Origin of the sequence: Planococcus sp. MSAK28401, from assembly GCF_018283455.1 — a bacterium.
GTDB lineage: Bacteria > Bacillota > Bacilli > Bacillales_A > Planococcaceae > Planococcus > Planococcus alpniumensis.
This window is the reverse complement of the sequence record NZ_JAAMTH010000001.1, coordinates 3116683-3129199: the sequence shown is the minus strand read 5'-3', so window position 1 is coordinate 3129199 and position 12517 is coordinate 3116683. Positions and strand designations below refer to the sequence as shown.

General features: G+C 47.5%; 16 protein-coding genes. 11 read left to right on the top strand and 5 right to left on the bottom strand.

The features are described from left to right. Positions 1–44: 44 nt before the first annotated feature. The 11 genes from G3255_RS15770 (at position 45) to G3255_RS15720 (ending at position 8800) form a co-directional block, all read left to right on the top strand. The gene (locus G3255_RS15770; RefSeq protein ID WP_101191844.1) at positions 45–242 is read left to right on the top strand and encodes a hypothetical protein; all 198 of its coding nucleotides are present in this window, start codon (positions 45–47) and stop codon (positions 240–242) included. An 81-nt stretch (positions 243–323) separates the two neighbouring features. Then, positions 324–770, top strand: coding sequence for a GNAT family N-acetyltransferase (locus G3255_RS15765; protein WP_211655341.1), 447 nt, complete (start codon positions 324–326; stop codon positions 768–770). A gap of 230 nt (positions 771–1000) precedes the next feature. Next, positions 1001–1450: an Lrp/AsnC family transcriptional regulator gene (locus tag G3255_RS15760; protein WP_211655340.1), complete on the top strand. Its 450-nt coding sequence runs from the start codon at positions 1001–1003 to the stop codon at positions 1448–1450. 368 nt (positions 1451–1818) lie between these two features. Further along, the gene (gene nikB / locus G3255_RS15755) at positions 1819–2760 is read left to right on the top strand and encodes a nickel ABC transporter permease (protein WP_211655339.1); all 942 of its coding nucleotides are present in this window, start codon (positions 1819–1821) and stop codon (positions 2758–2760) included. 15 nt (positions 2761–2775) lie between these two features. Further along, positions 2776–3663 carry an ABC transporter permease gene (locus G3255_RS15750; protein ID WP_211655338.1) on the top strand — a complete coding sequence of 296 codons (888 nt, stop codon included), beginning with the start codon at positions 2776–2778 and terminating at the stop codon, positions 3661–3663. Between the two features lie 19 nt (positions 3664–3682). After that, positions 3683–5242, top strand: a complete 1560-nt coding sequence (locus tag G3255_RS15745; protein ID WP_211655337.1) for a glutathione ABC transporter substrate-binding protein — start codon at positions 3683–3685, stop codon at positions 5240–5242. A 7-nt stretch (positions 5243–5249) separates the two neighbouring features. Beyond that, positions 5250–6266, top strand: a complete 1017-nt coding sequence (locus G3255_RS15740; RefSeq protein ID WP_211655336.1) for an ABC transporter ATP-binding protein — start codon at positions 5250–5252, stop codon at positions 6264–6266. Next, a complete protein-coding gene (locus tag G3255_RS15735; RefSeq protein WP_211655335.1) occupies positions 6232–7227 on the top strand; it encodes an ABC transporter ATP-binding protein in 996 nt (331 codons plus the stop codon). The genes G3255_RS15740 and G3255_RS15735 overlap by 35 nt, the downstream gene beginning before the upstream one ends. A gap of 360 nt (positions 7228–7587) precedes the next feature. Then, a complete protein-coding gene (locus G3255_RS15730; protein WP_211655334.1) occupies positions 7588–8046 on the top strand; it encodes a LytTR family DNA-binding domain-containing protein in 459 nt (152 codons plus the stop codon). Next, entirely contained in the window at positions 8043–8450 is a 408-nt protein-coding gene (locus G3255_RS15725) for a DUF3021 domain-containing protein (protein WP_211655333.1), read from the top strand. Before G3255_RS15730 ends, G3255_RS15725 begins: the two co-directional genes overlap by 4 nt. 149 nt (positions 8451–8599) lie before the next feature. Beyond that, positions 8600–8800: a DUF6440 family protein gene (locus tag G3255_RS15720; protein ID WP_211656038.1), complete on the top strand. Its 201-nt coding sequence runs from the start codon at positions 8600–8602 to the stop codon at positions 8798–8800. A 121-nt stretch (positions 8801–8921) separates the two neighbouring features. Here G3255_RS15720 and guaC read toward each other — a convergent pair whose 3' ends face one another. From guaC to G3255_RS15695, 5 genes are all read right to left on the bottom strand, one after another. Further along, positions 8922–9905 carry a GMP reductase gene (guaC, locus tag G3255_RS15715; protein ID WP_211655332.1) on the bottom strand — a complete coding sequence of 328 codons (984 nt, stop codon included), beginning with the start codon at positions 9903–9905 and terminating at the stop codon, positions 8922–8924. 146 nt (positions 9906–10051) lie between these two features. Continuing rightward, on the bottom strand, positions 10052–10846 hold the full coding sequence (locus tag G3255_RS15710) for a DUF817 domain-containing protein (protein WP_211655960.1): 795 nt from the start codon (positions 10844–10846) through the stop codon (positions 10052–10054). Between the two features lie 178 nt (positions 10847–11024). After that, on the bottom strand, positions 11025–11504 hold the full coding sequence (locus G3255_RS15705) for a hypothetical protein (protein ID WP_211655331.1): 480 nt from the start codon (positions 11502–11504) through the stop codon (positions 11025–11027). 228 nt (positions 11505–11732) lie between these two features. Further along, positions 11733–11963, bottom strand: coding sequence for a hypothetical protein (locus G3255_RS15700; RefSeq protein WP_211655330.1), 231 nt, complete (start codon positions 11961–11963; stop codon positions 11733–11735). 62 nt (positions 11964–12025) lie between these two features. Beyond that, positions 12026–12403 carry a hypothetical protein gene (locus tag G3255_RS15695; RefSeq protein ID WP_211655329.1) on the bottom strand — a complete coding sequence of 126 codons (378 nt, stop codon included), beginning with the start codon at positions 12401–12403 and terminating at the stop codon, positions 12026–12028. Positions 12404–12517: the final 114 nt, after the last annotated feature.

Here is a 12517-nt window from a genome sequence, read left to right as displayed (position 1 = left end):
GTCTGCTAATTTTATATTTTTAAACAGAGAAGAAGGGAGACTATATGAAACTAGTTTTAATGTTATACATATTCGGTTTATTGATGATGCTTGCGGGAGTTCTTACCGTCATCACATCCATTGCATCGGATGGAGAGAGCGGTCAATCCATTTTATATTCAGTATTTGCCATACTAAACGGTTTAATCGCGATGGGAGTTGCTGAAATTTTAAAGATTGTTAGGGGTAGAACTCCAAATTAAGCTTAGTATTCATCGTTTTTAGTTCTTAGGAATACAGCAGTGGAGCTTATATAATGATTTCAAAAAGAAAGAGGCAAGCTTATGAACATCAGCTATCACAAATTCATTGCCGAACCGCCCAAGCATATAACGGAAGAGATCATCACACTGCACCGGGAGATTTTTGACGGGCCAGGCTATTGGCTGGAGAAACTCAATAGCCAGGAACATGTGTTGATCTATGTGGCTTTAGTAGACAATCAAGTCGCGGGCTATAAGATTGGCTACGGGCTGGACGATCGAATTTTCTATAGTTGGCTCGGGGGCGTGCATCCAGACTTCCGGAAACTTGGAATCGCCTCTGAACTGATGAGCAGGCAGCACGCAGACCTAAAGAATTTGGGCTACGAAATCGTACGCACCAAGACGATGAACAAGTGGCGCGGCATGCTGCTGCTGAACATTCAGACAGAGTTTGACGTCTTAAAGACGGAAGTCGATCAGCGCGGACAGTTGAAAATCGTGTTGGAGAAAAAGCTGCTTTCTTGAAGCAGTCGATCTGACGTATCCTCGCGCCCAAAGTAATAGGGGATATTTGACGTGTGGTATCATAAGGAAAATCCGCAAAGCTTAGAGGCGGAAGCCTTCTTTCAGGCAGTAGTTGTGGATTGAGAAGACAGCTATGTCCCAAATACCTGTTCCGAAACAAAACGCACATTTTAAAACTTGCGGAGAATGGATATAATGAAGTCATTCTATACGAATCAGAGGTGTAAAACATGAAGTTGGATAATACCGATAAAAAAATTCTAGAGTTGTTGACGGTGAATGGCCGCACTTCATATGTGGATATCGGGAAAGAATTGAATCTGTCGCGTGTCGCCGTCCGGGAGCGGGTTCAAAACCTGATCGAGGAAGGCGTCATCGAGAAGTTTACCGTCGTCATCAACAGCGAAAAGGTAGGCAAGAAAGTTTCCGGGTTCTTTGAAGTGGATTGCGAGCCGGGATCACTCGTCGAAGTGGCGCAAGCCTTGGCAGACAACCCGCAAGTCGCCAGTTGCTATCAGATGACAGGACCTTCCACCTTGCACATGCACGTTTTGGTGGACGATTTTATCGATCTGGAAAAGTTCATCAACGAAGAATTGTATGCACTCGAAGGCATCACCCGAGTCGAAAGCCATATTCTGCTGCGAAGATTCAAAAGCAGAAACGGGCTTAAACTGTAATAGCTTCGAAAAATTTAAAAACCAGCACCCCATTTATTCTGCATCGCCCTCGTCTAGTAGAAATTCGACGAGCGTGGAGCAGTTTATTTTTTTTAGGGTGCTGGTTTTTATTTTGTGTCCCGTAATGAAATGTCGTGATTTTCCAATTGACGAACAAAATGGATAAGAAATTACAAATAATACGACATTGAGTAACTAAAAATTTAGTTTTTAGTGCTTAAAGAACCAAAATAACTATTTTTTATGTATTAATTGAAAATTCATATAGAATTTAATATTCGATTACTTTATACTGTAGAACATCAATATTTATTCTTTTGTTAATCAAAAAAGGATAAATGCTTTACTAATGTCTAGGAGGTGTGGATTTGGTTTCACTAATTATTCAGCGAACATTGCAATTGGTGTTTTTATTGTTCGGCATATCGTTTCTTGTCTTTTCGTCCATGCATATAGCGCCCGGGAATCCGGCTGCTGTCATTGGCGGACCGACAGCCACTGCTTCTGATATTGAGGCGATCGAAGAAAATCTCGGATTGAACGACCCGTTTCTGACGCAGTACTTTCGTTATGTAGGGAATGCCGTCCAAGGCGATTTCGGTTATTCGTATCAGACGACGCAGCCCGTAGCAGACGCGATCATGGTGCGCTTTCCCAATACATTGAAATTGGCTGTCGCCAGCATGATCGTCGCCGTGATTATCGGAATCATCACGGGCCTTATCTCGGCCTTGAGGCAAAATTCCTGGCTGGACGTTTCAGCGACCACGTTCGCACTGGCGGGCATCTCCATCCCGAACTTCTGGCTCGGGGCGTTATTGATCCTTGTGTTTGCGGTCAATCTCCAATGGCTGCCGGTAGGAGGCATGTCGAGCCCTTGGTACACACTCGATGGCATCAAGGAATTAATCCTGCCAGCGATTACTTTAGGGACAGGGTCGGCTGCGATGATTGCGCGCATGGCGAGATCTTCAATGCTTGAAGTCATCCGCGCCGATTACGTCAGAACAGCACGTGCCAAAGGCGTGAAAGAAAAGAACGTCATTTGGATCCACACATTGAAAAACGCCATGATCCCGATCATCACCATCATCGGATTGAACTTCGGCTTCTTGCTCGGCGGAACGATCATCACCGAAAAAGTATTCGCCATCAACGGCGTCGGGCGGCTGATGATCGATGCCATTGCAGCCCGCGACTTCCCGATGGTACAAGGCTCGGTTCTGTTGGTCGCGACTTTGTTCGTACTCGTCAATTTGCTGGTCGACATCATCTACACCTATATCGACCCGAGAATTAAATATGACTAAGAAAGGAGGAGGCTCATGGCAAATGTCGAGTCAGTAAAAACAAAAGAGAAAAAGCGCGAAAAATACATTGTCACCACCATGAGGCGCTTGTTCAAGAATAAATTGGCGATTGTCGGTTTGATCATCGTCATCTTGCAAATCATCTTAGCGGTGTTTGCGCCATTCATGACCGCCTATGACCCGGCCGCCCAAAACTTGGTGAACCGCGAACTGCCGGTGTTCAGTGAAGGGCATTGGCTCGGGACCGATAATTACGGACGCGACGTGTGGAGCCGGATTGTCTTCGGCGCCCGGATCTCGCTTGTGGTCGGCATCACCGCCGTCTCGCTCGGATTGATCGGCGGAACGATCCTCGGACTCTTAGCTGGCTATTACCGCAAGCTGGATGCGATCATCATGCGATTCGTCGATTTGCTGTTTTCCTTCCCGGGAATCTTACTGGCGATGCTGATCATTGCGATCCTTGGCACAAGCCTTGTGAATGTCGCGATTGCCATCAGCATCTGGTCGATCCCGACTTGTGCACGCATCGTCCGCGGCTCGGTTCTTTCCATTAAAGAGAAAGAATACATCATGGCGATGCGCTCGATGGGGGCATCGGATCTGCGTATCATGATCCGCCACATTTTGCCGAACGCTTCGGCACCCATCATCGTGTTTGCGACGATGCGCATGGCTACAGCCATTCTTTCCACGGCAGCACTTAGTTATTTAGGACTTGGCGCACAGCCTCCAACACCGGAATGGGGCGCCATGATTTCGCAGGGGCAGGATTTTATGTGGTCAGCGCCTCATTTGACCATCGTGCCCGGCATTGCGATCATGCTGACAGTTTTTGCTTTTAATGTACTCGGTGACGGATTACGCGATGCACTCGATCCGAACATGGATCTACAAGAATAAAAAATAGGGGGAATCATTTATGAAAAAATACTGGCTCGTACTACTGGCGTTCTTCGGCATCCTGGTGTTAAGCGCTTGTTCAGAAAGCACCATCCCGGAAGGCGCAGAAGGAACAGGCGGCGATTCATCAGGCGGATCAAGTGATGTCGACCAGGAAATCATCTATGCGTCCACGACTGATGCGGTAGGGCTTTCGCCAATTATGACCAATGACTCGGTGTCTTCAAGTGTCACAGAACAAGTATATGAAAAACTATTCGTCAGAAATCCCGAAACGATGGAAATCGAGCCGATGCTCGCAGAATCCTACGAAACACCGGACGATCTAACATGGGTTATTACCTTGAAAGAAGGCATTGAGTTCCAAGACGGCACGCCGTTCAACGCAGAAGCCGTAAAGTACACATTCGATAAGCTGCGCGACCCGGAAACGGCTGCGCCGCGTGCTTCCTTGTTGGAGCCAATTGATGAAATTACCGTAGTGGATGAAAATACTGTGGAAATCAAAACAAAATATCCGTACGGCCCGCTATTGGCTGCTTTGTCCCACTCGAATGCGGCAATCGTCAGCCCAACTGCTGACCAAGCACAAGATTTGATGCAAGAACCAGTCGGCACAGGCCCATTCAAATTCACGAGCTGGTCGATTGGCGACCAAGTCGTTCTTGAGAAAAACGAAGACTACTGGAACGGTGCACCGGAATTGGACCGCGTCGTCTTCAAAGTAGTCCCTGAAACGTCAACGGCGATCTCCATGCTGCAGACAGGCGAAGTCAATTTCCTCGATGCATTGCCAACAGAACAGATTTCACGTATTGAATCGATCGACAATGTAGAAGTGACGAAACAAGACGGGACACCGGTTTATTATTTGACGTTCAACCATTCAAGAGAGCGCAACCAAGACCCGGACTTCCGTAAAGCCGTCGCGAGTGCCATCGATCGTGATGCATTCGTTGACAACTTGAACGATTTGGGTGTCAGAAGCGACAGCATCCTCGGGCCGCAAGTATTCGGCTACGATGAATCAGCGGACGATGCAGGAACAGATTACGACCCTGAACTGGCGAAGCAATTGGTGGAAGAAAACGGATATGGCGACGAGCCGATCAAATTGTTGTCCGCCAACCGCGACAACTTCATCTTGATGGCGGAAATCGTCCAGTCCCAATTGACGGAAGCTGGATTCAACGTTGAAATCGAAACGATGGAATGGGCAACTTTCCTGGATACAGCACGCAGCGGCGACTACGACCTGACCTTCCTGAGCTGGTCGAATGTCACGGGTGATGGTTCTGAAATGCTCTATCCGAACTTCCATTCAGATAATATCGGCGCTTCCAACCGTGCTCAATACAACAATCCGGAATTCGACGAATTGGTCGAAGCATCCCGCACAAGCGTCGATCAAGATGAACGCCGTGAAATTTTAAACGAAGCGAACCAATTGATGCTCGCTGAAGATGCGGCCATCGTCATGTATCACGGCGTGGTCACATCGGCTACGGATGAATCCATCCAAGGCTTGGAAATGGACCCGAACGGACAATGGAGCTTGTATAACGTAACGAGAGAGTAGGGGAAATATGACACACGCATTGCTTGAAGTGAAAAATTTGGTGACATCGTTCCGCACTTCCGGAGGGACCGTGCAAGCCGTCAAAGACGTTTCATTTCATGTCCATAAAGGAGAAACGCTGTGCATCGTCGGGGAATCCGGATGCGGAAAAAGCATCACTTCGTTATCCGTCATGCGCTTGCTTCCTTCTAATGGGGAAATCGAAAGCGGCGAAATCCTGTTGGACAACGAACCGCTTCAACAGCTGTCGGCAGACCAAATGCGCAAACTTCGCGGCAACCGGATGTCGATGATTTTCCAGGAACCGATGACGGCGCTGAATCCGGTATTGACGATCGGCTATCAATTGCGCGAGCCGTTGATGCTGCATAAAGGCATTTCGAAAAAAGATGCATCTCAGCAAGGCATCGAATTATTGAGGCAAGTGGGCATCCCGAATCCCGAAAAACGGCTCAACCAATACCCACATGAACTGAGCGGCGGCATGCGCCAGCGCGTCATGATCGCGATGTCGCTCGCCTGCAACCCAAGCCTGTTGATTGCGGATGAACCGACGACGGCGCTCGATGTCACGATCCAGGCGCAGATTTTGGATTTGATCAATGACTTGAAAAAGGATTTTGATATGGGCGTCATGATGATCACCCATGACATGGGCGTTGTCGCTGAAGTCGCCGATCGCGTCATGGTCATGTACGCAGGAAAGAAAATCGAAGAAGGGCCGGTCGAAGAGATTTTCGAGAATCCGCAGCACCCGTATACACGCGGACTATTGAATTCGGTGCCAAACGTGGACGACCCGGATTTCGAACTCGAGCCGATCCCTGGCAATATGCCAGGATTGGATGAACAGATTTCAGGATGCCGCTTCCATCCGCGCTGTCCGTTCGCGACGGATAAGTGCAGAGCGGAAGTGCCTCCGGAAATCACGGTGTCAGAGGGCCACTTTGCCAGTTGCTGGTATGCCGAGAAAAAGGGGGTGGAACTAGATGAACACAGCAGAGACCTTGCCGCCAAAACCTGAAATCCTGTTGGAACTTCATAATGTGAAGAAATACTTTCCGATCAAAAGCGGCGTATTGAAGCGAGTCACCGGGAACGTCAAAGCGGTGGAATCGGTGTCGTTGAAATTGTATAAAGGCGAAAGCCTCGGCGTCGTCGGGGAATCTGGCTGCGGAAAGTCCACCCTCGGGCGTACGATCCTCGGTCTGGAAGACCTGACCGACGGCAAAATCCAGTTCGACCAACAGGAAATTCAGGACCTGAAAAAGAAAGAAAAAAAGAAATTCGTCAAGGAAATGCAGATGATTTTCCAGGATCCTTACGCTTCACTGAATCCGCGCCAGCGCGTAGGGCATGCACTCGATGAAGTGTTCCGCATGCATACCGATATGCCGGCACAGGAGCGCAAAACCGCTGTCATGGATTTACTGACAGAAGTGGGCTTGAAAGCTGAGCATTACGACCGCTACCCCCACGAATTCAGCGGCGGGCAGCGCCAGCGCATCGGCATCGCGAGAGCCATCGCGCTCAACCCGCAGTTCATCATCTGCGACGAAGCGGTATCGGCGTTGGACGTATCGGTTCAGGCACAAGTGCTGAAGCTGTTAAAAACCTTGCAGGATAAATACGATTTGTCCTATTTGTTCATCTCGCACGATCTTGGGGTGGTCCGCTATTTCTGCGACCGCGTCCTGGTCATGTACTTAGGGAACACGGTGGAAATGGGCGATGTCTCGAGCATCTTCAAAAACCCGTTGCACCCGTACACGCAAGCGTTGTTGTCAGCGATTCCAAGGCCGACTGTCAAAGCGAAAAAAGAACGCGTCCGCTTGGTCGGTGAAATGCCCAATCCGGCAAATCCGCCGACAGGCTGTCCGTTCCACACGCGCTGCCCGATTGCACAGGACGTGTGCAAAGTCGACAAGCCTGAGTTTATCGAACACCGGGAAAATCATTTTGCAGCGTGTCATTTTGCAGGATAACCCATAACGGAAGCGAAGAACCCTTCGCTTCCGTTATTTTTATTTGGGATAACGATAATCAATCGAATCGATTAGACAAGCTATCAAGAAGTTCCACTAGCTAATGGTTAAAGGATTTGAAGCAATAATAGGCAGGCCAGCTGGACATACAGCTGGTCTGTCTATTGCTGTTTACTGCTGTATTTCTGCACCTTGCTGGGTGTTTTCTGCTTGTTGCCGAAAAAGCGGGGACAGGACGCGAGATTTCGCATAAGCTAAGGCTATAACAACGAAGCAGTTTATATAAGAGAGTGGACCTGCAAATGGGCAATCTCATGCACACGCAGCACACCGTAAATTCGGAAGAAGAGGTGAGGGCAAGTGAAAGTATCTGTAGACATCGACAGCAAGCATGAAGAAACGAAAATCATCATTGAATGCAAGGAAATGGACGAGTCGATCAAAAACATCATCAATTTCATCAAAGGGCAGGATACGCGTTTTCTCGTCGGTCAGCTAGGCGATATGCGGCACATCCTGAAGCCCGCTGACATCCATTATTTCCACACCACCGACGAAGCGGTCTCAGCCGTTACCGCAACAGGCGAGTTCCGCCTAAAGGAAAAACTGTACGAACTGGAAGAACTATTGCCGCCAAGCCAATTTATCCGGCTGTCGAAATCGGTCATCGCCAATCTCGATGAAATGAGCCGCTTTGAAGCGTCGTTCAACGGCACCTTATGCGTCTACTTCAAATCAGGCAAGAAGGAATACGTCTCCCGCAATTACGTCAACGCCATCAAGGAATCCTTGAAAATGAATAGGAGGAAAGAAAAATGAAAACCTTTTTTATCAGAAGCATACTGGGCATCTTCTTCGGGGCTTTTCTCAGCGTCCTCATGACCAACGCCGTCGTCTTGAGCGGGCAGGAAACCTTGGACAGCGGCTTATTCTTGCGCAACTCGATCGGCAGCATGCTGTGCGGCTGGTTCTTCACGGCAAGCACCTTGTATTTTGAAAATGACAAATGGTCGCTCGCGAAACAAACGGCCGCCCATTTTGTCACCATCATCGTGCTGTACTTCGTGCTCGCTGTCGGCATCGGGTGGTTTCCGTTCACCGTTTCGAGCATGCTCTTGATGATCGCGGTCTTCGTGTTCTTCTATATCTTGTTCTGGACCGCTTTCTATCTCTACTTCAAAAACCAGGCGCGCAAAATGAACGAGGAATTGAATAATGGGTAAAAGAAAAAACCAGCCGCAGTGGCTGGTTTTTTGACTCAGGATAGGCTTTGACGGCACTTAAGCAAACTGTTAAATAGTGGACATTACTAAACCGTGTTTGGCACACTGGAATGAGCCACAGATGTCGATAATACTTAGGAGGAAACCAGATGTTCGGAAAAAATGATGAAGAACAACAGCGATTTTACATCAAGTCCTCAGAGAATGTCCCCTCACTCGGCCGATACGTCGTGTTAGTTGACCGCGAGACCGGTGTGAACTATCTCCAGTCATGGGTCGGAGGCGGAAGCGGAATCACTCCGCTATTGGACCGAAATGGGCAAGTGGTCGTGGAGGAAAATCTTTCTTAAGAAAAAAGTGATGAAAAGAATCAAGCTACTCTAGGAAAGCAGTCGATAAATTGAAGTTTCCGGAAACAAAGAAAAAAGCAGCCGATGCGACGGCTGCTTTTCTTATGGCTTTATTTATCTATCAATACACTTTATCCCCATTAAAGATTGAATTCTTGACGATGACATAATCTACTTGGCGGATGGCGAGCAAGTGGTTGCCGCCCGCATAGGAAATGGCCGACTGCAGATCCTGTTCCATTTCGACCAAAGTATCTTTCATCGAGCCTTTGAACTCCACAAACATTTTCTTGCCCTCGACGTTTTTCTTTTCGCCTTTTTGGAACTCGGACGCTGAACCGAAGTATTCCTTCAGGAGCTTGCCGTCCTGTTCGACGGTTTGTCCAGGGGATTCTTCGTGACCTGCGAACAACGAGCCGATCATCACCATCGAAGCGCCGAAACGCACCGATTTCGCGATATCGCCGTGCGTGCGGATGCCGCCGTCAGCGATGATTGGTTTACTCGCAGCTTTCGCGCACAAACGAAGTGCAGCCAACTGCCAGCCACCTGTACCGAAGCCAGTCTTGATCTTGGTGATGCACACTTTGCCTGGCCCGATGCCCACTTTCGTCGCGTCCGCGCCTGCATTTTCAAGCTCGCGCACGGCTTCGGGTGTCCCGACATTTCCGGCGATGACAAAGCTTCCTGGCAACGATTTCTTGATGTGACCGATCATGTCGATGACAGAATTCGAATGGCCATGCGCCACATCGATTGTAATGTATTCCGGTGTGATTCCAGCTTCCACCAATGCTTGGACGAAATCGTATTCTTCCGGTTTGACTCCTACGCTGATCGAGGCATACAGCCCGCGCTCTTGCATGTCTTTCGCGAACGCCAAGCGTTTTTCCGGTTCGAAGCGATGCATAATATAGAAGTAATTATTTTCTGCCAGGAATTTGGCGATCTTTTCATCGACGATTGTCTGCATATTGGCCGGCACGACCGGTAATTTAAACGTGCGCCCGCCAAACTCTATGGATGTATCACATTCTGAACGGCTATTTACCACTGCTTTTGCAGGAACTAGTTGGATATCTTCGTAATCAAATACATTTTCCATTAATTACACCCCTAAACACGAATATTATTCGATAGAACGAATGTTATTGTTCGTCCATATGATAATTTACTCCATTTATTGGGGAATGTCAAAAGTTCTTTGCGTGGAACGCCAAACTTTCTATCAGAGACTGACGATAGGGGTAATCAACTTTCTTTCTGTGACATTGCACTTGTTCTTGCAGGTTGTTTCAAGGCGCTTTTCACCCGCTTCAGCTGGGCGACGATGATGACCGAGATAATGACGAGCAAAAACCACGAGCTGATTTTGCCGATATGGACGAGCGACCAGGCTGCTTCTTGGTTCGGGTATTGCCAGGCGCCGAGGAAAGTCGTAATGTTTTCTGCGATCCAGATGAAGAAGCCGATCAACAGAAACGACAAGATCAGTGGCATCTTGAAGGTTTTCTCATCGATACGAAACGTCACGATTGTGCGGAAGAAAATCAGCACCAATAATAGCTTGAGCCCCCAGCGGATGTCGTAGGTGAAATGATGCGTGAAAAAATTCGCGTAGATCAAGACGCTGATGGCGATGCTGTAGAAAGGCTTTGGCCATCCATACATCTGCAAGTCGAAACGCCGCCACGCCTGGCAAATATAGCTCGCGACACTGGCGTACATGAATCCGCTATAGAGCGGCACGCCGAACAACTTGCTATAGGCGTCTTCGGGATACGCCCACGAGCCCATATGGACCTTGAACAATTCGAGGCCGAGCCCGATTGCGTGGAACACCAAAATCACTTTGAACTCATCCCACGTTTCCAGTTTGGATGTGAGCATGAACACCTGCGCGAGTATGCACACAAGCAAAATAAAATCATAACGGGGCAGATAAGGAATCTCGATGTATTTCGATAAAGCCAGTGCCGCGAAAATAATGACGGGAAAAATGCAGCACAGCGCTTGCCGATAGCCGAACAGCCAAAACGTTTTCATCACACAGCGCCTCCTGGGAGTGGGGTTTTAAGAATGGACGCTGTGGGTGGGGGGAAGTTGCCGTGGGAAAGATAGGAAAGAAGAGCCGGAGAAGTCATAAAAACGAAAAGATCCTCGGTCCGAGAACCGAGGATCTTTTCAGTTATTCAGTTCGGCTGATCAATCAGCACAGGAGCATCTACTCATTCGCCGCCTGCTCTTTCAATTTTTTAATTCTGCTAATTTCGCCTAAGTTATAGCCGAGCCAGGCCCCAAAAAACGGAAAGGTAAAGCTGGTTAAGTTCCAATTGGAGGAGTCGAGATCCGCGTCAAAGATCAAAATGGTTATGACAATACCCAATCCAGCGTATAGAACAATTTCGGTTATTTTAAGGAACTTCCATTTCTTCTCTCCCCAGCGCTTTCGATCGAATGCCTGAATGCGCCTTGTATTCTTTGTCCCGACAATTGCTCCTGTTATCAAGGAATATAAGCTGAGCATAGCCAGGATTAAGAGGGAGATGAGGATTGCCCAAGTTACAAATAGAATTTTTCCATTCCCCAATAAATAACTAAGCAATAAGAAAATCACCAGCATGAAGAGGTTGCCCCAAAGCAATTGTTTCTTCTTTAATTTTTTAATTTCTTTTATTTCCTGTTGTATTTCCTCTTCCTCCATTGTATCCGCCCTTTCTGTTAAAAAACCTTGATTCAGCTGTTTAATATTAATCGGGTTAACTGTTTTGTAGCTATGACCATATTTTAACATAAATAATCAGAATACTTTTGCGTAGTCTACTGAAATTGACATAAATGCATTTAAATAGGCTGTGTAAAAGTAAAAACCTTCAAAAGAGGAGTTGCCGCCTTTTGAAGGTTACCGAATCTACGCATAGGTCATATATGGTTATTGTTCAGGCATAGTGAATGTCACAGCAGCCCCATCGCTTTGATCGATTTTTGCGAAAATCTCCGTAAGAACTTCTAATGCTCTCTCATTCGAGTCGTATTTACCCATCACCTTATTCCATTGGTCCAATAGGCTGTTTTCTACAAAACCTACAATATGCTTTCCTTTTACAGAAACATCTTTTACGTTCATCAGGTTTTGTTTGTTTTGTGTAAGTATCCATAGCATAACAGGGATTCATCCTTTCCATTCCAGTTCCAAAATTTCGTATCAGCAACTATAAAGCACACTCATTCCGCCGCTTGCCCGTCCTGCTCTTTGTCTTTCTTATAATCACGCCATCCCATCCATAAAACCGCTCCCCATATGATCCAAAGGAGGGGGCTCGTTACAGACAGGCCGCTCTCTGACTCACCGCCAAGCAAGGCCAATAACACCATCACCAGCATCGGATAGACAGACAATAACAATAAGGCTTGGAGCCCGAAGCGCCTCTCCAGTTCGGGGTTATGCGTCAGTGTGCTTACCAGAACCAAAACCCCAAGCAGCGCATACAATGACCATACCGGGATGCCAAAAGAGCGGAGTGCGCCCGGAAAGTAATCATCCACTAATAGCAGCGTTAGATCGACAAGCAACACGATGCCAAGCAGCCAGTACATTTTCATCTATTTCCCTACTTTCCATGAACAATCCTCTATATATAATTGTATTAGAAAAAGATTGAAGTATTTTGAATATGGTATATTTTACATATTTCTTATACTTCTTCTAAATTGTAG